Below are 24,181 nucleotides of genomic sequence, written 5' to 3' on the forward strand. Positions count from 1 at the left end.
TTTGTTTAATTTTCCTTAAATTTATATGATAATTGCATATATGTAACAAAATTGTACTTTTGTCAGTATAAAAAGCAAATTGATGGATGAAGCAAATCTTTGATGAATTAATTCAAAGTGAAGTTATTGGGTATAAATTGATAATATCTCTAAAATACGGCTTCTGTTCTTTTTAATCTTATAAATGATTTGTAGTAAGATACTTTCGTTTTAACCTTGAATCTTAATATGATGAGAAATGGTAAAATTTTTACTCACGTACAAATAGTTTTTAAATTTATTTTCGTCTTTACTTTGTTCGCTCTTCCGTTAAAGGGGATTGCTCAGTACGACTATGAACATTTTGTACCTCCATTTTATGATGGATCCTCAACAGATAATGATATAGGTTATCATGAAGCAATTCTATCGACCAATTCAATTAAAGATGTTAAGGTTTATATATATAAAGGCTATTCTGATATATTGGATAGTGTAATCATAAAGCAAGGCACACCTGGAATATATAAATTTAAAACAAGTAAAGGAGGAACTAAGGGTGATGTTATTCATTATCCAGATAGTTATACTTTTCCTAAAAATGTTGTTGGTGCTAAGGAGTTAAATAAAGTTCTTCCTGATGATGGAATTAGGTTTTTTTCATCTAATGCACCATTTTTTGTTAATATTAGACACTCAACAAAAGACCAAGGACTTTCTTTAACGACTAAAGGTACTTATGCTTATGGAACTGATTTTCTGTCTGGTCATGTATATACCAGTGGAAATAGCGCAATAAGTAGAAGAAGTCATTTTGTTTCGGTAATGGCCACAGAGGATAATACAGTGGTGAATTTTTCTGATATTAAAGTATCGATGTTAACCGAATACAATGCGACCACTAAATCATTAGAAGCAACATCCATAAGTTCTGATAGTGTAATCACTCAAACATTAATGAAAGGGCAGAGTTATGTGATTGCAGTGGATCATGATCTGCCAGGCTTTTCTGATGCGGATAAAAATGCAATGAATGGAACTTCCATTACTTCCACAAAACCCATTGTAGTAAATACAGGTTCATGGACATCAGGTCCTTATAGGGCAGGTCAAGATATTGGTGTGGATCAAATTGTACCAATTGATCAACTTCGTAATGAGTATATCGTAATGAGAGGAAAGGGTAACTCATCTACTGAAAGGCCTGTTGTTGTTGCTACAGAAGATAATACTGAAGTGAAAGTTAATGGTGTTCTTAAAGGAACCATTGCTAAAAAAGGTGAGTATTTGGCTTTAGCCGACCCGTATGATGGGAATGGTAATGCCTATATCTTGGCTGATAAAAATATATACGTTTATCAAACGCTTTCCGGAAGTAGCTCAAGGATTGGACCAACTGTAGGAATGAATTTTATCCCGCCTGTATCAACAAGTGGTATTCGGGAAGTGACAGTGCCTTATGCAGAATTGCTAGCAGAGCAAGGTGTGAACGGAGTGATTACTATTCTGGCCCAAACAGGTGCTGTGATAAGTTACTCCAGAAATGGGGAAGAAACTTTACATCCTTTATCAGATATAGCTAATAATCCGGTTAATATTTCAGGAGTACCTCAATGGGAAATATACAAGTTAAGTAATAATTTGACTGGTAGTTATCGCTTTTATAGTAATAAGGCTATAAATGTTGCATGGTTAGTAGAATCTGGTGTTGTTGGTGCTGCAGGTTATTATTCCGGTTTTACGAAAGCAATTTCTAAAATTATTCCTGATTTGGGTGTCAATATTGATGCGAATTTAGACTTGATTTGTGAGAGTTACGATGATAATATTAGCGTTTCAATAAAAGATCCATTACCCGATTTTTATGAATGGTATGTAAATGATTTTACGAAACGTTCAATAATTGTTAATGGATCTTTGGATGTACCTGCGCCAGATGTTGAAACAACTTATTATGTGGTAGGATCCTATAGAGATCCTTTAATGGATCAATTATATAATGGTTCGTTTTTTGAATTGTCAGCAAATTCGGATTATGCTGAAGTATATAGAAATTTGCGTAATCCCGGAGAATACACCATTGATAGGCAGACAACAGATGCTGATCCATCTTTTAAAAATCCATCTTTTACAGATATGGATAATGATTATATGTTGATGGCAATCTCCAAAGAACGAGGCGATACCATCTATAGAGGAACATCCGTTGATGTAGTGAAGGGATTCAATTATATCGTAAAATTATTTGGTCGTAAGATGGTAAATGCAGAATTCACTGCAGATCAATCATTACAAGTATTGGTGAACGGAGATACGATTATAGATAATTTTACACTAAATGATCCTACTGTCTGGCAATCTGCTTCAGCACTTTGGAAACCTGGAAATGCTGCAAATGCAATTATTAAAATATGCAATAATAATGCTGTTGGAATTCAATCTGCATTTGCATTGGATAGTATTACTTTTGTTCAGGCAGTACAGGATACCGCTGCTTTTGTAGCACGAGTAGTCCCAAACTACAGTTATGGAAATAATGGCGATACCTTCCATTTTTGTGAGGGAACACAAAATTCTTTAGATGTTTCGAATGGAGACACCAGTTGGTATGATTATTCCTGGGCAAAAAACGATGGAACAGGTACCTATGTTGATTTATCTGATAATGCCGAATTTTCAGGAACAAAAACTTTTAAATTAATATTTTTGAATCCTCAGCAAGGAAATGAAGGGGATTACAGATGTACCATTGGATTTAAACCAGATTATCAGCAATGTGGAAATTCAGATTCAAATGTGAATGTTGATTTACATGTTTTGGTAGATAAACCTGCAGGTGTAACTTTAACTGCGGACAAAACAAACTTTTGTTATGGAACAACTGCGTTCATTTCTGCCTTAGTTACTGGTGATGCTGGAGCTGTAAAATGGTTTGTAAATGGTGGATCGGATCCTGTATCTGTCGAAAACCCATATGTTTTTCCTAATACTTATGCAGCTGGGACATATGCTGTTAAATGTCAGGCAGAAAATGGTTGTGGGATTGCTTCTGATAATATAGATTTGAATGTATTATCCGCTCCAAATTTAACAGATCTTACGGTTAATCCTGATTTATGCGAAGGCCATGATGTTATTTTAACTGCTAGTGCAACAGGAAATGAAGTATTAAATTATAATTGGAAAAGAGGAACTACTGATTTATCAGAACATGGAGCTAGTTTAACATTCCCTGCGAGCATGACTAACCGTTCTGATATTTTTTCTGTTAGTGTATCAAGTATTTACACCGTTGGAGCAGAAACAATTGTCTGTCCTGATAATAATTCTCTGACGTTAAGTGATTTAGATATACTACCATTGGTTACTATTCAAAAAGGAATAGATGATGTAACGCTTTGTGAAGGAACTGCTAGTCATACTTTTTCGGTAGAAACTACCGAGGCGGAGAGTTTTTATAATTATACATGGTTAAAGGATGGTAATCCTCAACCGGATGCTTCATCTCAAAAAATTATTTCGCCAATAACTATAGGTGATGATGGCGTATATAAGGTGAGTGTTTCTAATCGTTGTGATACAAAAGAATCTACTGCTACTTTAAGTGTAACGCCAAAATTAGTCGTTAATGATATTACAATAGATAAAACAGGACCATTTTGTGACCCAACAAATGTTGTGGTAACTTTTGATGATAATGGAGCTGTTTCAGCTTATAAAGCTAAGAAGCCAGATGGAACTATTATAGATATAACTCCTGTTGGAAATCCATATAGCTTTGAAATAAATGATGATTCACAAGGAGTATGGGAATTTATAGTCGATCCAAATTGTGGTGGCTCATCAGTATCCAGGGAGTTTACCTTAAATATGATTCCTGTTTTTGGGAATGTTAGCATGAATGATAATAGTGCTTGTATTGGTAACGATATCAATTTTACAGTTGATATTAATAATATACCCGCAGCTTCAATATTAACTTATGAGTGGAAAGATAATAATGATATTATAGTTGGTGGCAATTCATCAAGTTTAGCACTAACAAACATTCAAGAATCTAATGAAGGAACTTATACCTGTAAAGTTACCGACCAGTGCGGTAGGTCAAAAATGGCAAATGCTAATTTAAGTATTGAGAAAGTTAATACTTCCTCTACTGCTGCAGCCATTGTAAAATGTGTAGGGGATACTGATTTTAGAATCGATATTGATTATGTTGGAACTCCAACTTTTGCTTGGCGCTTTAATGATCCTAATGGAGCTATAATAGGTACAAATGATTTCTTTGCATTGGCATCTGTCAGTAAAACTGATGAAGGAATTTATTATTGCACCGTAAATCTACCATGTGGAGATCAAATTAAAATTGAAAGAAAGCTTGTCGTAAATGAGCATATTTCTATTGTGAATCCTGCAGACGAAACTATTAATATATGCCAGGGAGAACAACCTGTTCTTAAAGTTGAAGTAAATGGGAATACGGATGATTATACCATTCAGTGGACAAATGCTTCAGATGTTGATCTTGGATTTGGAGATGTGAATCAGATTCAACTACCTAAGAGTACTACACCCGGAACTTATACTTATAAGGCTAAAGTGGATGGTTTCTGTGATAATTTAGTAAAAAACTACATTGTTCAAGTCCATGAGAAGCCAATATTAACAAGCGCTGACAATTCTGTGGAAGTATGTTCAGGTCTCGTGAACTTAACGATCACCGAGAGTGGCGAGCATAATGATATTGAATGGTGGAAAGATGGTGCTCTTATTACAGATGGAAATGCGGATCAAACTAATTTTGTTATTGATCCGGCAGCCAGTCCAAGTGATGATGGGACTTATATCGCTAAAGCTAATTCTGATTATTGTGGTAACGATCAGATTTCTATAAATTTAGATGTTCGAAATACAATTGTAGTTACAAACCAATCAACAGCAGTCAATACTGTTTGTGAAGGTGCTTTAGTAAACTTGTTTGTGATAGCAACAGGAGATAATATTGAATACAAATGGTATAAATCAACAGATCCTGCTACAATATTATCAGATCAGCCTAACTTGGATTTAGGAAATGTCTCTCTAGCTCAAGGAGGAGAATACAAATGTGACATTTTTAATGATTTACATTGCGGTGACCAAACCCTTACCTTTAATGTAATTGTGAATAAGAATCCTAGCGTCACACCTCCTTCTGATCAAATGATTTGTGAAACTCAAGGTTCTGTTGATTTTGTTGTGACTGGTGATGCGCAAGGCACTATTAATTATCAGTGGTTCGATAAGGATGATATAGCTGTTGGAACTAATAGTTCAACATTAACAGTTGTTCCTCCGGTTGATGGACAATCCTATTACTGTGTTGTTTCTGGCAATGCTTGTGGAACAGCTATTTCAGGAAAAGCCAATTTAACCGTTGTGAATGAGGTGACAGTGAGTAATCCACTTGATCAGGAAATTGCCGATGGTGCCGATGCGACATTTAGTGTAACTGCTTCGGGTGAGCCAAATTATACTTATCAATGGCAGGTTCTTGATGGAACATGGAAGGATATAACTGGTGTTGATAAATATTCAGGAACCAAATCAGATGAATTAAAAATTACCAATGCAGACAAAGCAACCTACGATGGTAATCAATACAGATGTGTTGTTGAAAGTTCAGGTGCAATTTGTGCTTCAACAGCAACAAGTAACGCTGCAACTCTTACAATTAGTTCTGTAATTAAGATTGCATCTAATCCAACTAATGCAATTGCTTGTGATGGTGTAGATGTTGATTTAACTATAGAAGGATATTTTGATACATTAAGTTATAAATGGGAGTATGATGATGGTAGTGGTTATCAAGATGCGGATGATTTTGGTATGAGTGCAAGTACTGTTGAGAAAATATCGACCTTAACAATTCCATCAGTAAATACAGGTATGAATGCATGGAAATTTAGATGTTTGGTAAGTGATGGATCGAGTACCGATGAATACTCAAACGAGGTAAGTATCAGAGTACTCGAAGATATTGTCGTGTCATCAGCTGATGCGATTTACACACCCTGTGTAAATGACTTGTTTTCGATATCTGTAACGGCTACTGCGGGAGATGATATCAAATATAAATGGTATAAAGTCGGAGATGAATCGAATATTTTATCTTCTAGTGCAACTTTAAATATTGGTAATATTATTCTCTCAGATAATGGGGATTATAAGTGTGAAATTTATAATGAACAGCACTGTCACGATGTGACAAAAACTTTTACTATAGATGTAAAAGAACATGCAACGGTAACTAATCCGTTGAATGTTACGATGTGTGCAAATGATGCTGATCCTGTATTTACAGTTGCAGGAACAGCAGAAGGAATAGTAAATTACCAATGGTACGATAAGGATGATAATCCAGTTGGTACTAATGCAGGCAGTTATACTGTCACAAGTCCAGCTAACGGACAAAATTTCTACGCTGTGGTTTCAGGAGATTTTTGTGATGATGCTACTTCTGACCGAGCTGGCTTAACAGTTTTGAATGAAGTAACAGTAACAGATCCTGTTGATGTGATTATCGCTGATGGTGGTACTGCTAATTTTGAGGTTACTGCTTCTGGGGAGCCAATTTATTATTATCAATGGCAAGAAGATTCTGGTTCCGGGTTTACAGATCTTGCTAATGGAGGCGTTTATTCAGGCGTTAATACGGCTAAATTGACTATAACCGGAGCATTAATAGGCTCATTTGATGGTAATAAATATCAATGTATAGTAACTAGTTCTTCTTGTTCAGGAGTTGCAACAAGTAATCCAGCATTATTGACTATTGATGCTGTTATTAAAATTTCTGTACAACCATCAAATCAAAAAGTATGTGAAGGTACTGGTGGTGTCTTGGAAATTACCGGATCGAAAGCTGGTATGACCTATACATGGCAATATGACGATGGTAGTGGAACCTTTGTAAATGCGGTTGGAAATGATGGAATGTTTGATGCTGTGGTTGGGAATGTTTCAAGTCTTACAATCCCAAATGCAAATACTGGGATGAATAGCTGGACTTTTAAATGTATTGTATATTATCTTAGCTTTACTCCTGATGAGTCAAACATAGTTAATCTTCAGGTAATGGAGAATATTTCAGTATCAACACCAAGTAATAATTCACCTTCTGTTTGTGACGGAACTCCAACTGTTTTATCCGTGGTTGCAACAGGAACTGATGTTAATTACAAATGGTATATTGACGGTGCATCAGGAACTGTTTTATCTACAAGTTCAGATCTAGATCTTGGAAATGTTCATGTTTCTGATGAAGCACTTTATAAATGCGATGTATATAATGAATTGAATTGTAATGATCAGACAATTAGTTTTGATCTTGATGTAAAGGAATTGGCAACAGCTTCCACATTATTAGATGAAGAAATGTGTTCAACTGATACTCCTCCAACATTTTCGGTAATAGCCGGTGGCGATGGACCATATACTTATCAATGGTATAATAATGGAGGTATTATATCCGGAGAGACAAGTGATTCTTATACTGTCGGAAGCCCTGTTGATGGACAATCTTATTATTGTGAAGTTAGTAATGGATGTAATAGTGTTAACTCAAATGCTGCTGTTCTTACAGTTCACGAAGAAGTTGCAATTGTAAGTCAACCTATTGATAACAATATTGTTGATGGTGCTAATGCTGAATTTACAGTTTCTGTCTCTGGAGAACCAATGATAACTTACCAGTGGCAAGAGGATTCTGGTTCTGGTTTTACTAATCTTTCCGATGGAGGTGATTTTTCTGGAACGGATGCTGCAACATTAACAATTAGCGGTGTAAATAAAGCAGGATTTGATGGAAATACTTATCGTTGTATTGTTGATAATGGTTGTGCGGTAGCGCAAACTAGTGACGAAGTAAATCTGACTGTTAATGCTTTGATTAAAATTTTCGCTCAGCCACAAAATCTTAAAGCTTGTTTAAATGATGCTGTTGATTTTGTAATTACAGGCACAAGTGATGGTTTGGATTATGCGTGGGAATATGACGATGGTAGTGGAATCTTTGTAAATGCAGAAGGTGTATTTGGTATGTCAGATATACCTATTACTAATGGATCGAAACTTCATATTTCAAATACTACTCTTGCAATGGGATCATGGACTTTCAGATGTATTGTTAGTGATGGCTCAAGTACAGACGAAATATCAAATTTGGCTACCTTGTCGGTTTTTGAACCTGTTTCATTTGATCCAATATCAAACCAAAATCTTTGTTCTGGTGTAAGTAAACAAATTGAATTAACGCATTTAACAGGAACTGGTGATTTAACTTATTCATGGAAGCAAGATGGAACTGAAGTGTCGACTACAAATCTGGTTAATATTTCCGATCTTGATAATGGAGCTTACAATATTAACGTTAGTAATGGTGTTTGTCCTGATTTATCCAATGATTTTATTGTAAGTCATTATTCAAAATTGAGCATAGATACCTGGTCTAATATTGATAAACTTTGTATTGGAAATACTAAAACTTTATCTGCAACAGTAACAGTTGATCCGGCTTTAGAAGCAACAACAACTTACGAATGGTTTAAAGATGAAGTAAGTCTTGGCACTACCATGGATGCAAACTATAGTCTTGTTGCAACAGAAAAAGGTCAATCTGGTCAATACAAATTAGTGGTTAATGATGGTTGTTCAACAGAAACAGTATCAGGATACATTAATATATATGAACCAATTGTGTCAAATAATGTTTGGCCTGCTTCTGACACTCTTTGTGTTGGAGAGGAACTGAATCTGGAAGCAAAAGTTTCTGGTGATGCCTCATCATATACATGGACACATAATGGAACTGCTCTTACTGCAACTACTAATTATTTGGTGTCTGAAGTTACTAGTACAGATGCAGGTGTATATAAGTGTGTTGTTACAGATGAATGTGGAATAGAAATTACTTATTCAATAGAAATTACTATTCTGTCAATTCCCCAAATCACAACCGGAATAGATGCGATTCCTTCTGTTTGCGAAGGAGAGTCATTAGAACTTGGACCTATTGCCAGCACTCCGTATGACGATTTGGTTTGGACTTTAAACGATGAGAGTACAAATAATACAGCCGGTCTTTCCCTTGATCTTGGAAATGCAAGTTTAAGTCAGGAAGGAAACTATAAAGTAACGGTTAGTAATATATGTGGTTCAGATATATCTGTAGGACATCAGGTAGTTAATCCAATTCCTGTTCTAGAACCAATTCCAAATCAGGAAGCTTGTCAGGACGATGATGTGATTTTCCGGGCTAAGGCCACTGGCAGAAACCTGAATTACCAATGGTTTATCGATGATGTTGATCAGAATGTGAATAATGAGGAATTCATTATGGATGCCATAAAAGTAGTGCCAGAAGATGAATTTACCGCTAAGGTTTATAATATCAAGTGTGTAATTTCTAGTCCGGATGCTTGTGGTACAGATGAGCAAACAGCTACCTTAACCGTAAATCCAAGTACTGTATTACATGCAACACTTACAAATAAAGTAAAATATGTAGGTGATAATTATACTATGAGTCTGGCTATTTCTGGTGCTGATTTGGAATATCATTGGACACATGAAGTGGATGGTGTGAAAACAGAACTTACTGATATAACAGGTCCATCTATAGATTTTACCGATATACAAATGTCGGATGCAGGATACTATAATTGTAGAATTATTGGTACTTGTGGACAACGATTGGCTTCCGGAAAACTTACCGTAAAAGAGCCAGTGAAAGTTGATTCTGAATTGAGCAGTATGGAAGAAAAATGTGAGGGAGAGCCATTAAGTCTTTCTTTACAATTATCAGGACAAGTTGATTCTGTAAAATGGTTTAAAGATGATGTTTTACTATCGAAAGATGAGTTAAATCTATATATTCCTGAATTAACATTAGATGACGCAGGCAAGTATTTTTACAAAGTTTATGGTGAAGGGGTTGATGTAATTGAACATTTAACAACTGTTCGGGTTTATCCGTTAACCTCTTTAAATGCTCCACTTGGAAATCAAACGATTTGTGAAGGTGATGAATTGACTTGGTCTCCTGATATATCGGGGGCAGATGACTTGAATTATGTCTGGAGTTTTAATGGAACAGAAGTTTATCATGAAAAATTGCTGTCATTCGATGCAGTTACACTTGCACAGGAAGGCGACTATGAAGTTCAGGTAACAGGATTGTGTGGTGATGTTTCAACCAGTGGTAAGTTGGAGGTTACTAAATTGCCGGTATTTATCAGTGCAAGTGAATCTAAATCTGTATGTGAGAATACTTCTTCGGTAGAATTTACTGCTGAGTTTGAAGGTGAAAATCTAAAATATGAATGGCGTAAGAACGAGCTTGTAATTCCAGGACAGACAGCTCCTGTTTTGAAGTTAACAAATATTCAATTAGATGATGGCGGTGTTTATACTTGTCGGGCATATTCTAATTGTGGCGAGAGCATCAGTTCTGAAATTAACTTGACTGTTATTCCTCAGTTGGTGATTAATTCAGAATTAGTTGACACAGAAGTTTGTGATGGAGAAGAAGTTGCTTTTACAACAGATGTTGTTGGGAACAATGTATCTTATCAATGGAAAAAGGATGGAGTTAATATTGATGGTGCAGTCAATGCAAATCTAAATTTTACACCTGCTAGTCCGGATGATAATGGATATTACACCTGTGTGGTTTCTGATGATTGTACAGATTCCAGATCAACGAAGCCAACCGAGCTAACTGTTCATAAATTACCAAATACAGAAATATTTGGTAGGATGGTACTTTGTGCTAAAGAAGATCGGGTTACCTATGTAACAATTGATCAACCAGACATTACATATGGTTGGGGAGTTGATGGTGGTATTTTTGCCGGACCAGAAGAAGGAGTTCGTACCCGAATAACATGGGAGGAAGTAGCGAATGGGCAATTATCGGTTACTATTTCTGATTTAGAAACAGGATGTGAATCTAAAGTAGATTCTTTGGTAACCCTTAATGCATTACCAAATGTCAATTTGAGTACTTATCCTTCTAAAGGAGTTTGCGAGAGTGCTTTTGAATTGACAGGAGGTTATCCCGAAGGTGGTATTTATTGGGTGGATGGAATTTCACAAAAAGTATTCGACCCTTCCGGAAAAGGACCAGGCAACTATAATATATTCTATACTTATACTGATAATAATGGATGTTCTAATGTTAGTACAACAACTAATTTAAGAGTAGATACCTTACCTGTGGTTGATATTACGGATGATGTAACTGTTGGGAATTGTAAGCCTTTCCAATTAAATGCTGTGACAAAAGAGGATAATATCCTGTGGTCTCCAGCAGATAATTTGGATAATGCAAACGTAATGAATCCTATATTTACACCTGGAAAATCACAAGTTATTGTGGCAAGTGTAAAGGATGAACATGCTTGTGTTGGGATCGATTTAGTGAATCTTAATGTTGCTGCTCTTCCTGAGGTAAAAACTATAAACGATACTATTGTTAGCCAGTGTAACCAATTGGAATTAACAACCGATATTGTTGGAGATTTGGATAAGATAAGCTGGACAAATGCTGAACAACTAGATGATCCGGATACCAGAAGCCCTCATATTGTGAATGCACCGGAAGGTACGTATACTTACAAAATAAGTGTGACAGACTTATATGGCTGCGACGCAACAGATGAAGTGATAGTGCAAATGGTTGCTGATCCTAAATTGGAAGAAGATAAATTTGCTTGCGAAGGGGAGCAATTTGAGGTGAATGTTTCCGGTATGGAAAATCCTGTTTGGGAGGATGGTTATGCTGAAGAAAGCAGAACAATTTCTGCTCCGGGCAAATATTTATTAGAAGTTTCGAATAAGTATGGATGTGGTGATGAACAAAATTTTGTCATCAACCCCACACCTGCACTTAATTTAAAGGATACTTTAATATTTGATGGGGAGACCGTTATTCTTGGAGCCAATCTGCCATCCGAGTTTGCACCTTATTTCTTCGAGTGGCAGGATGGAAGTATTTTGCCAAGACTTGAGGTTTCTGAAACAGGAAAATACACACTTAAAGTAGTGGATAATCTTGGATGTACTGCATTAGATTCAGCTTATGTTGAGGTGAAACCTGTGGGAATTGAATCCCCAAGTGCATTTACTCCGAAATCAAATAACGAGAATGATAAGTTTTATTTAAAGGATATAAATGTAGCGGAACAATTCGAAATGTATGTTTACGATAGATGGGGTGAATTATTATTCCAATCTCATGAAACCGGTTACAATGGCGGTTGGGACGGAACCTATAAAGGTAAACTTTGTCCTACTGGGGCTTACGTTTGGGTCGCATTTATAAACGGAAAACTTACTAATAAAGGAACCTTCGTATTAGTAAGATAATGTTGTATTTTTTGAATAAAATCAAGAAAATAGATTTAAATTACAGGTGTTTTGGGTTTTGAAATTGAAACCCGAAACACTTTTTAATTCACTAATAATATCTCCAGTACTTCGAATTGGAGTTTTTAATACCGAATCGATGAAGAAGGCCCTGTTAGCTTTTTGTGTGATATTCCTGGGAACTGTATTAAACAGTTTTGCTCAGGATATTCGTTTCTCTCAATTTTATGCTAATAAACTCTACTTAAATCCAGCTTTAGCTGGTTCTACCAATTCTGCTAATGTTAGTTTGAATTATAGAAATCAATGGCCGAACCTGGATCTGCCATATGTTACCTATAGTGTTTCGTTTGATAATTTTTACGAAGCCATTAATGGCGGTATTGGTATCATGTTAATTCAGGATGACCAAGGGGATGGAGCGCTAAAAACTACCACATTTGCAGGAATGTATTCTTTTTATTTGAGAATAAATGATGATTTGATTGTACGGCCAGCCCTTGAGGCTGCTTTTATGCAAAAGAAAGTAGATTGGGAGAATTTGGTTTTTCCCGATCAGGTTTCTCCAATATATGGTAGTATTTTTCCTCATAATACAAACGGAGATCCAGTAACCCGCAGCAAAGATGGTTGGGATTTTTCGCTGGGAGCAATGGCTTATTACAAGAATTTCTATTTTGGAGCTACAGCGCACCATTTGGCAAAACCTGATTTGAGCTTCGATGATGAACAGGAGGATAAATTGCAAACCAAATATACTTTTCATGCCGGTGCTGAATTTGTTTTAGGCGGAAGAAGCCGTAGATATGCTGATAACTGGATATTAGCTCCAGCATTACTTTTTCAAAAGCAAGGTGATTTCTCTCAAATGAACTATGGTTTGTATGCAAGTAAAAGCTCTATTGTTTTTGGATTGTGGTTTAATCAGAATTTTGAGCTGAATTACGATTCTTTTATTGGAATGGCAGGATTTGTTACCGAATTTTTTAAAGTGGCCTACAGTTACGATTATGCAGTCACCAAGTTGGTGCATACCAATACAGGAGCTCATGAAATATCTTTCTCCTTTCCATTAGGAATAGATCCTAAAAATAGAAAACGGAAGATTAAAGCGATTCGATCACCAGTATTCTAAATAATCTTACCCTACTGTCCGATTAAAATTCAGACAGAGGTAGGTAAAGATAATAATATTAGGTTTTAAAATTGTATCGCCACCTACGGGGCTCTCTTTATTGTTCTACCATACTATCGCTCCTAAGGGAGCTAAAAACAATCCCAGAGGGATGAAAGTATGGTAGATATCAATTTCTTGAAAAAACAATAAGTACCGTAGGTACGACAGGAAATTTAGTAGAATACAATTTAACCGGACACCAGTAATAATCTTATAAAAAAAGGGCTTTTCTTTCGAAAGCCCTTTTCATTTGTAACAAATATATTTATTTGATTCGCTCTAAGTATTTGGTTCTAATTTTTTTGAGTAATTCCAGGTTCATGTTTTCTGCATAAACACGAATGATATCCTTTGCTTTAAAATGGTCGTAAATAAAGCCTAAAGAAACGTCGAAGTGAAACATCTCCATATTGTATTTTACCTGTCGTGTAAGCTCTTCAAATTGCTTCCAACTTAGCTTATGAGGTATGGTAAAGTAACCATGATTGGCTTCAATATGATCCAAAAAGAATCCGCTGCTTATCTCATCCAAAGCAAAAAATTTGTTTAAACGAATCATTGCTTTGGAGTTGTGCGGTATAGAACCATTGGTCTTAAATTGAATGCCTTCATCTATAAATTGCGATTGTAATGCAATAATTTGATCGTAACTGGTTAACCTACGAATACGTATGGCATGATAAACATCATTATAAATGGTGATGGTACCAGTTGCTGCATGAAATTTCACTTCAAACGAAGCCATGATGTTTTGCGTTGCTCTTGTGAATTCTTCCAAATCATACTTCCTGTCGGTGATGAGGTAGATGTAATGAGGCAACATATCTTTCTGCAATCCATCGTAATATTCATAGTATCCGGGAAACGGATTTATCGCTTCTAGAACAATAGTATTGGGTAATATTTTATTGTCGATTACTTCAAGAGTTTCTTCTTTAAGAAGACTCCCAAATTTTAAAACGTAGTTTTCTGCTGTCATAGAAATGGAATTAAGGGGTTATTATTAGGATTGTCTCATTTAAACATAGTGAAAATTGAAGGTAAAAGCAAGACCTAACAATCTTTTTAATAAGGCATTAATTCTCTAATGATCCCGGGTAAAAACCAATTCCTTTGCTTTGCTGAGTTTCGGATTATAAAAATACCCGTCTGAATTAAATGCTTTTAAATCTTCCGGATCGGTTAATTGATTTTGGATAATGAAGCGAGTCATTAATCCTCTGGCTTTTTTTGCATAAAAGCTGATTATTTTATATTCTCCATTCTTTAGGTCTTTAAAGATGGGGGTGATAATTTCGGCTCGCAGCTTTTTTTTGTTGATGGATTTAAAATATTCATTGGAGGCCAAGTTGATTAGCTGTTTGCTTTCTATTTCCTTTAAGCTTTGGTTGATGGCTTTTGTGATTTTATCGCCCCAGAATTGGTATAAATTATTGCCTCGTTTGTTGGCTAGTTTTTTACCCATTTCCAGCCTGTAGGCCTGAATTAAATCCATTGGTTTTAAGATTCCATACAAACCCGATAAAATACGCAGATTGCTTTGTGCCAATTTAAAATCTGCATCCGTTAAGGTATCTGCATCTAATCCCGTATATACATCTCCCCTAAAAGCCAATAGTGCCTGTTTTGCATTTTCGGTGGTGAATGGCAAATGCCATTGACAGAATCTCTCGAAATTAAGCTGAGCCAGCTTCGGACTTATTTCCATAAACTCAGATATATCCTCAATCTTTAACTTTCGGAGTAGTCTGATTAATTGGGCCGAATCTTTAAGAAATGCGGCTTCAGATTGAATTTCTGTTTTGGCAGGTGTGTTAAAATCTAAGGTCTTTGCTGGTGATATTACGATTAGCATTTGCTATTGTTTTTAGTTTGAATCTAAAATTAGATAATATTCAAACAAGTATCAACCGACTTAGTTATTATTGATAAAGACTTAAGTTTTATCTATTGATCGGGAGGCATAAAAAAAGAGCTTATCTCAAAACTTAGTTTTCCGTCATCCTGAACTTGTTTCAGGATCTGTTCATAAATAAATATTTTAGCAAATTCTGAAATAAATTCAGAATGACTTTCGATTGTAGTTTTGAGACAAACTCTTTGTCGGATGTCTTATAAATTCTTATCCGGATACAAATCGTTCCACCATTGTGGCTGATCCTTTAAATATTTTGCGAAATAGGCAAATATGGTATTGTTCCATAGTATGCGCTTGGTGTAGTTCAGGATATGATGATTCTGATCTTTCACTTGTACAAAATCAACATCTTTACCGAGAAGTTTTAATGCCTGATACAATTGAATACTTTCCCCTAAAGGTACATTGGTATCTACACTTCCGTGAAGTAAAAGCATTGGTGTTTGAATTTTATCAGCATTGAATAAGGCACTTTGATCGACGTATAATTTGCGGTTGTTCCAGGGGAAAGACTTACCCGAAGCATTTACGCTATAGGAATATCCCCAGTAGCCTTCGCCCCAATAGCTGGATATGGAACTGATTCCGGCATGAGAAATTGCAGCAGCAAAAATATCTGTTCTGGTTTGCAGCAACATGGTCATGAAACCACCGTAAGATGCTCCAATGCAACCAACCTTATCTGCTTTTACAAATGGATGTGTGGCTATGAATTTTTTTGTGCCGTTGATGATTTCGTCAGCAGTAGTGATTCCCCAGTTGTTTTGATGCGCTGCTGAAAATTCTTGACCGAAGCCAGTTGCTCCGCTTGGTTGAAGCAGGTAAACCACATAGCCCATGGCAGCATATAAATTTAACGGATATCTACCTCCATAACTACGTTCTACAGGAAGAGTTCCGGCATAGTAATTTACAATTAGCGGATACTTTTTGTTGGCATCAAAATTTGGAGGATAATAAATTCGACCGATGATTGTTTTGCCATTGGCTTTGGTAAAGTTCCAATCTTCGGTTTTGCCAAAGGTCACCTCTTTTAGATTCTCTTTTTGAGGATCAGATATAAGCTGACTTTGCTTAGTGTTTATATCATATACAAAAGCCCTGTATGGTGTTGAAATACTACAAGCAGTGTAGGAAATCCTGCTTCCGTTTGTGGCTAAATTGTAGTTGCGAACAACATCGCTTTGGGTGTTTAAAGCATCGAATTGCTTGCTGGTAGGATTGTAACGAAACAAGCGCACATAATCTTTATCCGTAGCCTTGATATAGATATTGCCATCGGTTTTATTCCATATTGCCTGATCAATTGACGGATCGAAATGTAGTGTGATAGGTTTTGCATTTTTGGTATTTAAATCGAAAATGTAGAGCTGTCCGTCGAAGTTGTTTGCCAATGGCTGTTTGCCGATGTCCTCACCGATTTTGCCAAAGCAGTCTGCTCCGCCCTGAACCAATAGCTGAGTGCCATCGGGAGAATATTGAGCATAACCTCCAAATAATTTGTCTTTCCAGATCGTATCCACTTTAAAGCTTTCCACATTCATCTGGTAAAGATTCTGCTTGTCGTAGGGATATTCGTTATAATCGGGACGCGACTGAGCAAATAAAATATGCACTCCGTCGCTACTAATATCCTGCAAGTTGGTACTTAAAGCACCATAGGTCAATCGTTGTTTTACGCCGCTGTTCACATCTAGTTTGTATAAAAAGCTACGAGTGCGGAATCCTGGTAAACGATCTTCCATTCCCTGTATTTTTCTTATTTTCCAATCTTTCGAATTATCTTTTCGTACCGAATAGAGGAGATATTTTCCGGTAGGAGCCCAGGTGTAATATCCAAAATCAGTAATATCAGAAGCAATTTTCTTTTCGCTACCCGACTCAAAATCAAAAATAAAAAGAGACGTTTTGTCGCCATAAGATTTGGTATAGGATATTTTATTGCCCTTTGGCAACCATATGATATTTGATAACTGACTGCCACGGAAGGTATGTAGTATTTTTCCACTTTCCACCTCCTGAATTTCTTTCCAACTTTCCACTTTATCCGAAGGAGGTAAGGTTTGACTATAACTAATCATAGCCAATTTTCCATTGGAAGAAAGTTGAGTGTTTCTTGCCTTTTTTCCATCCAGAACTTTGTGAATGGTGAGCATTTGCTTTGGCGATAAGGAGGTTTGAATAAGATCAGCAGCAGAATTCCCGACAGGATTTAAGGATAGTTGAAAGTTGTTGTTTTTAGCAGCGGTCAATACTTTTATCAGAACGATATGTTGTCCTTGCTCTAATGTAATCTCCTCGTTTATTTCTTTGGGCTTTTTGGTCTCGAATTGGTAGTGACTGATTTTCTTTTCGCCATCGATATAAAGCTCAGCCATGGGAAAGGCAGTGAGATTTATTTTGATTTTAGCCCACTGATTGGTGCTGAAATAGCTGACCAAATGCACTAATTTTTTATCTGCCACAGTCAAGTTGACGAAACCTTTGGAGTTGGTTGAGATTTTCTGCCAGCTGATGTTCTGATTGTTCCATTTTGTTACTTCCTTTTCGGCAGGACGCATGCTGGTAATATCCAATTGATTTTCCTGCAAAAGGTTTTTCCACTGATAGGTCTGTTCGTCGAAATTTTTGGTAGTGTGAAATGCCGGTAAGTGAAGTGTTACGGCATCGGCTTGAAGCCAATTGGTGATAACGATACCTTTGCTTTCCTTTTTTTGTGCCGCAAAAGTAATTGCAATACAGCCAAAGAGGAGTATCGCACTTGTAAAAATCTTTTTCATGGTAAGTTGTTTTGGTATTTGTGTTTTGAGAATTCAATATTATTGATTTTAGACAGGATAAAAAAGGATATTTGTTAGGAATGGCCTTTGTTTTCGAAGTTAGTAACAGTAGGTGCCGTTCAAATGTTGTTGTCATCCTGAATGGAGGAACGGAATGAAGGATCTCTATCAATAAGGGAGGAGCTTTGAATGGAGGGATCCTTCACTGGCGTTCAGGATGACAGTGGTGGTTTAGGTGGTCAGCGGTGGTTGAGGATGACGGCTGTGATTGAGGTTGTCAGTGGTAATAGAAAAGCCAATCTTCGTAACGATTGAATTCGTTTTGAGATTGGCTTTAAGCACAAAATATCAATCAAATATAAATTCTTGGGCGGATTAGCTGCGAACTAATATCCCTATTGCCTCTAAAAGTTGTGGTTTTTCTTCCATCGCAATTTTTGCTACGGTGTAGAAGTCTTGCATCCAATGATCTAATTCGGCGAATGTATTGTCTTTAACTCTTGTTGCTTCCTGCGATTCCCCAATTTCGCGCAGATAAGTGAGACGGCACGCTTCCAAATCAGCAATGGAAGCAAGACTGCTTTCGGCTTCCTCTTTTGTGAATTTAAAGCGGGCAAGTTTGCTTTGAACATTTTCATCAGCAATAATTTCGGAATAAAAGGTTTTTGTTGTTGTTAACCAATTGATGTAAGCACATGGAGTTCTTCCTTTTAAGGCTAGTTTCTGTAGGCTTAGTTCATCATTTCGGAATATTACTCTCGCAAGTTTCCGGTGCTTGCTGTAAGTATTGTTGATGGCACTAGATTTTGCATCAAATTCGGCTCTTGAAGCTCTGGCTTCATTATTTTCTTGTTTGTTAAAATTATAGACATTCATTGTGTCAGCCAACAATTTTTTACCTTCCCCGATTACTTCAGGGGTATATCCATAGGTTGCCATGGTGGTGGCGATATCCGATTGAGCCTCAGCATTTGATAAGGCTACCCGGTAGGATTCAAGAGTTTGAATCTCCGAGTGGTTTTTTCTTTTTTCCATTTTGTATGGTTTTTTTAATTCAACATTAAATTGGTTAGTATTTGATTGATTATTTGTGTCTTTAATTATATCTATTGTGTTTTTAGTGTTTTCCCCCATGGATTCGGCGTCAGTTAATGCAGATTCCATGTTCTCTATCCTGGTTTTGATGTGTTCTATGCCATCTTGTCCGTTGTCTATTGTGGATTGAACGTCATCTATGACAGTTGGGCAGTTTTCTATCTTAGTTTTGGCGTTCTTTATGGTTGTTTTGATGTTGTGCACCTTTGATTCGAGGTTCTCCCTGTTGGTTAGCTGGTCGGGAATACTATTTTTCAGGCTTTCGGCTATTGTTTTTCGTTTCATTTGTTTTGACGAGATAAGTGTAATTGGTGTTTAGTGGTTTTTTAAATCAAAAATGAAGGTAATCAATAATCCAATAAAATGGACCTGCCAAAAGTGTCAAGTTTAATAGAAAGCAGGAAAGCCTTATGTAATGGGAGGTTTGGAGTGTGGCTGATTTCAGACCAGAACTATTGTTAAGGCGTTTCTGAGACGAATTTTGAGGGAATTTAGAGTTTTGCTAGAAACTGGAAGGAAGGTGATTTTTGTGTTGGTTTTATATTTTTTAATAAACTACTTAAAAAAAGAATATACCAGGCAGTGGTTTTTATTAATCTCAAGCTGATTATTTGTACGCTATTATATGTTTAAGTAAGAAAAATAATAGTCTTCTGAGATTGGATTATGCTGATTTATTGAACCGAGAATAGGGAGGTTATAGCCTGTTTATTTTTGATTTTTGAAATTAATGGAATGAGTTTATCTGCTTGATCGATGAGTAACTATTGACTGTTAGTTGCGTAAAAGATTAACATTTAAAGCATTTTTTAATATATTCATATTAAAATCAAAATTAAGCTACCATTAATTAAATAAGCATGACTCAATACTCTAAAGAAGCATTTTCTGACGAAGCACAAAATAAGGCGGACGTATCTTATCCCCTTATTTCTAATCCACATACAGCATTTGTAGTTTTTGAGGCTATTATGGATGCCGCCGGAGAGCTCGTAGATGCGCGATATGTTAGAATGAATACTTTAAATGAACAGTTGATTGGTCATAAAGCATCTGAATTGATAGGGCGAACGGTATTGGAAGTTTATCCGAAAACAAAGCAGGAATGGTTCGAACGATTGAAGCCAGTAGTTCAGCGGAAAGAATCGATTACCTATGAGATGTGGCACGACACAACTGGAAAATATTGCCTGACCAATGTGATCCCCATGGAGGGTTTGCATTTTGGATTTGTATCCTATCAATTGCATGATTGTTATCATATCAACGAAAAACTTCAGGTTTCGGAAAACAGATATCGTTCCCTGCTTTCTAAAATGAATTCTGCATTTGCTGTTTTTAGTGTGCTTCGCGGAGATGATGGTGAGGTAAGCGATGCACGCTTTATAGATGTCAATTCCAGAGTAGAGGATTTTGCGGGATTGAAATTGCAGGAGGTGATAGGGAAACGAATTTTGGATGTTTTCCCAGATTTAGAGAAGGACTGGCTGGAGGCAATTAAACCTGCGGCAACAGATAATAAAAATGTGAAATTTGAAAAGTGGTTTACTCCACTGGGGCTTTATCTATCAGTAAAAGCATTTCCTTTTGGAGAGGATGCTTTTGCGCTTATCATTAAGGATAAAACAGAAGAGGTTCAATTAAGGCAGAAATTATCTGACACAGAGCTGAAATACAAGACACTTTTCTCGGGAATGGATGCTGGCTTTGTGATTTATGATGCAATATTAGATGAGAACGGAAAATTGCAAGATTTCAGGCATGTAGATTTGAATGCTAAAATGGAAGAATATATCAGCAAAAGTGCTGATGAAGTAATTGGTAAAACTGTTTTAGAGCTTTTTCCGGATACCGAAAGAATATGGTTCGAGAAAACAGAACCTGTTGTTTATGAAAAGAGGGTGGTTAATTTTCAGTTAAAGCACAATCCGCTTGGGAAATATTTCTTTTGTAGTGTTTTCTCATTGGAAAAAAATCGTGTGGCGGTGATTTCCTATGATATTACGGAAAAAGAACTGTTGAAAGAGGAATTAATCAAAAGCGAGCAAAAGTACCGTGCTTTGTTTCATGATAATAATTCTGTTGAGATGGTGATGAATGCAGTTGATGGTAGTTTGACAGATGTGAACGAGGCTGCGGTGCGATTTTACGGTTATAGCAGGGAAAAGCTCCTGTCAATGAATATTAGTGATATCACCACACGCGCTCGAGATGCAGTGGAAGAACTTCTAATCCTAATTGCAGAAGGGAAGGCGAAACATTTTGACTCTCAACACCGGTTGTCCAATGGTGAGCTAAGAGAAGTGGTGTTGTATTCAGACAGAGTAAAGATAGATGGAAAAGTGCTTTTGCACTTTATCATTCATGATATAACGGAAAGTAAAAAAATAAGCTTAGAGAATCAAAAATTATCAAATGCTGTGGAAAATGGACCTGCTGCTGTTACTATTATCGATGTAGATGGGAATATGGAGTATGTGAATCAGAAAAAATGCAATTTAACTGGTTATTCCCGCGAAGAATTATTAGGCAAAAATCCCAGAATATTTAAGTCTGGCAAAATGACTAAAGCGGAATATCAGGAGATGTGGAAAACCTTACTCAAAGGGGAGAAATGGGTAGGAGAATTCTATAACAGAAAGAAAGATGGAGACTATTATTGGGAATCGGCTTCTATCATTGCAATAAAAAATAACAAAGAGGAGATTGTAAATTTTATTAAAATCGCGAAGGATATTACAGAACAAAAAAGATTAGAAAATCAGTTGTTGAAAGCTAAATTAAAGGCGGAGGAGAGCGATAGATTAAAGTCTGCATTTTTGGCCAATTTGAGTCACGAGGTAAGAACCCCGCTAAATGGAATTATGGGGTTTACATCGCTTTTATTTGATGAGGAAGTGGAAAAAGATGAGGACCAAAGAAAGGAGTATGCAGATATTATCCAGGCATCGAGTGAGCAATTACTGATGATAATGAATGATTTGATGGATATTTCAAAGATTGAAGCTGGTAAATTGAGTTTGAACGAAAGTCTTTTTTCTATTAATGAAGTACTCGACGAAGTGAGTCAGTTTCATGTCTTAAGTATAAAACAAGCAGGTAAGGATATAGGCTTTAATTACGATTTTTCTTGCACTACCAGAATTAAAGCAGATAAGGAGAGAATAAGACAGGTGATTGATAACTTGGTGAAGAATGCCATTAAATTCACCGATGAAGGAACTATCACTTTTGGTTATAAATGCCAAAAGGATTCTCTTATGCTCTACGTACAAGATACAGGAATAGGAATTGCGCCGGAAGATCAATTGGTAATTTTTGATCGCTTTCGACAAGTAGATCCGGGAGCTAATAGAGTGTATGGCGGCAATGGTTTGGGCTTGACCATTTGCAAAGAGTTGGTAGAATTGATGGGCGGAACAATATGGGTAGAATCAGAAGTTGGCAAAGGCTCTAAGTTTTGTTTTACGGTGCCGGTAGATCAGGTATTTGATAAGGACAATAAGGTAATTACGGACTTTTAAGGAGTTTTGAATATAAATAATAAACCCGTCAGGTTTTTGAAACCTGACGGGTTTTGTTTAGAATACCAATAAGGTAGTGTTTATCTTTTTTACAGTGTATTGAAAATGCAAGCGGCTGTCCTAAATAGCTATTTATAGATCCTGAAACAAGTTCAGGATGACGATAGAATAACTGTTTATAGATACTGAAGCAATATTGTCTAACTATATTGGCGCTTCGCCCAAATCCGAATATAAATAATAAACCCGTCAGGTTTTTGAAACCTGACGGGTTTTGTTTTGAATATCAATAAGGTGGAGTTTATCTTTTTTCAAGTGATTGAAAATGCAAGAGGCTGTCCAAATAACTATTTATAGATCCTGAAACAAGTTCAGGATGACGGTAGAATAACTGTTTATAGATACTGAAGCAATATTGTCTAACTATATTGGCGCTTCGCCCAAACCCGAATATAAATAATAAACCAGTCAGGTTTTTGAAACCTGACGGGTTTTGTTTTGAATACCAATAAGGTAGTGTTTATTTTTTTTCGAGTGATTGAAAATGCAAGCGGCTGTCCTAAATAGCTATTTATAGATCCTGAAACAAGTTCAGGATGACGGTAGAATAACTGTTTATAGATCCTGAAGCAATATTGTCCTACTAAAATGGCACTTCGACCAAAACCGAATATAAATAATAAACCAGTTAGGTTTTTGAAACCTGACGGGTTTTGTTATGAATACCAATAAGGTAGTGTTTATCTTTTTTCAAGTGATTGAAAATGCAAGCGGTTGTCCTAAATAACTATTTATAGATCCTGAAACAAGTTCAGGATGACGGTAGAATAACTGTTTATAGATACTGAAGCAATATTGTCTAACTATATTGACGCTTCGACCAAAACCGAATATAAATAATAAACCAGTCAGGTTTTTGAAACCTGACTGGTTTTGTTTTGAATACCAATAAGGTGAAGTTTATCTTTTTTCGAGTGATTGAAAATGCAAGCGGCTGTCCTAAATAGCTATTTATAGATCCTGAAACAAGTTCAGGATGACGATAGAATAACTGTTTATAGATACTGAAGCAATATTGTCCTATTATAATGGCGCTTCGCCCAAACCCGAATATAAATAATAAACCCGTCAGGTTTTTGAAACCTGACTGGTTGGATATGCAACAAAAAACTGGACTTTATATTAAGCCGCGATTATATATTTAGATTTTCCATATTGATCTGGGGTTAAATAGCCCAAAACAGAATGTATTCTTTGTTTATTATACCATACTTCAATAAAGTGTACTATTTCAATTTTA

General features: G+C 36.2%; 7 protein-coding genes. 3 read left to right on the plus strand and 4 right to left on the minus strand.

Annotated features, from left to right (window positions below):
- Window positions 1-231 precede the first annotated feature (231 nt).
- Both DLK05_RS08100 and DLK05_RS08105 read left to right on the plus strand, forming a co-directional pair.
- On the plus strand, window positions 232-12,387 hold the full coding sequence (locus DLK05_RS08100; RefSeq protein ID WP_209319789.1) for an immunoglobulin domain-containing protein: 12,156 nt from the start codon (window positions 232-234) through the stop codon (window positions 12,385-12,387).
- A 139-nt stretch (window positions 12,388-12,526) separates the two neighbouring features.
- Entirely contained in the window at window positions 12,527-13,522 is a 996-nt protein-coding gene (locus DLK05_RS08105; protein WP_127343503.1) for a PorP/SprF family type IX secretion system membrane protein, read from the plus strand.
- 307 nt (window positions 13,523-13,829) lie between these two features.
- Here DLK05_RS08105 and DLK05_RS08110 read toward each other — a convergent pair whose 3' ends face one another.
- From DLK05_RS08110 to DLK05_RS08125, 4 genes are all read right to left on the minus strand, one after another.
- Window positions 13,830-14,543 (minus strand): hypothetical protein, encoded by a 714-nt coding sequence (locus DLK05_RS08110; RefSeq protein WP_127343504.1) that lies wholly within the window; start codon window positions 14,541-14,543, stop codon window positions 13,830-13,832.
- A 105-nt stretch (window positions 14,544-14,648) separates the two neighbouring features.
- Window positions 14,649-15,419, minus strand: a complete 771-nt coding sequence (gene yaaA, locus DLK05_RS08115) for a peroxide stress protein YaaA (RefSeq protein WP_127343505.1) — start codon at window positions 15,417-15,419, stop codon at window positions 14,649-14,651.
- Window positions 15,420-15,676: 257 nt separating this feature from the next.
- Complete coding sequence (locus tag DLK05_RS08120) at window positions 15,677-18,262, minus strand: S9 family peptidase (RefSeq protein WP_127343506.1); 2,586 nt, start codon at window positions 18,260-18,262, stop codon at window positions 15,677-15,679.
- Between the two features lie 375 nt (window positions 18,263-18,637).
- Window positions 18,638-19,642: a PQLLE family protein gene (locus DLK05_RS08125; RefSeq protein WP_235831975.1), complete on the minus strand. Its 1,005-nt coding sequence runs from the start codon at window positions 19,640-19,642 to the stop codon at window positions 18,638-18,640.
- A 575-nt stretch (window positions 19,643-20,217) separates the two neighbouring features.
- Between DLK05_RS08125 and DLK05_RS08130 the strand changes: the two genes are divergently transcribed.
- Entirely contained in the window at window positions 20,218-22,881 is a 2,664-nt protein-coding gene (locus DLK05_RS08130; protein WP_127343507.1) for a PAS domain-containing sensor histidine kinase, read from the plus strand.
- The last annotated feature ends 1,300 nt before the right edge of the window (window positions 22,882-24,181 follow it).

The sequence above is a fragment of the Ancylomarina longa genome (genome assembly GCF_003996985.1).
Classification (GTDB): Bacteria; Bacteroidota; Bacteroidia; order Bacteroidales; family Marinifilaceae; genus Ancylomarina_A; species Ancylomarina_A longa.

Excerpts from the sequence above, each read along its gene's own strand:
- DLK05_RS08100 (WP_209319789.1), top strand. The coding sequence starts at position 232 with ATGAGAAATGGTAAAATTTTTACTCACGTACAAATAGTTTTTAAATTT.
- DLK05_RS08105 (WP_127343503.1), top strand. The coding sequence starts at position 12,527 with ATGAAGAAGGCCCTGTTAGCTTTTTGTGTGATATTCCTGGGAACTGTA.
- DLK05_RS08110 (WP_127343504.1), bottom strand. The coding sequence starts at position 14,543 with ATGACAGCAGAAAACTACGTTTTAAAATTTGGGAGTCTTCTTAAAGAA.
- yaaA (WP_127343505.1), bottom strand. The coding sequence starts at position 15,419 with ATGCTAATCGTAATATCACCAGCAAAGACCTTAGATTTTAACACACCT.
- DLK05_RS08120 (WP_127343506.1), bottom strand. The coding sequence starts at position 18,262 with ATGAAAAAGATTTTTACAAGTGCGATACTCCTCTTTGGCTGTATTGCA.
- DLK05_RS08125 (WP_235831975.1), bottom strand. The coding sequence starts at position 19,642 with ATGAAACGAAAAACAATAGCCGAAAGCCTGAAAAATAGTATTCCCGAC.
- DLK05_RS08130 (WP_127343507.1), top strand. The coding sequence starts at position 20,218 with ATGACTCAATACTCTAAAGAAGCATTTTCTGACGAAGCACAAAATAAG.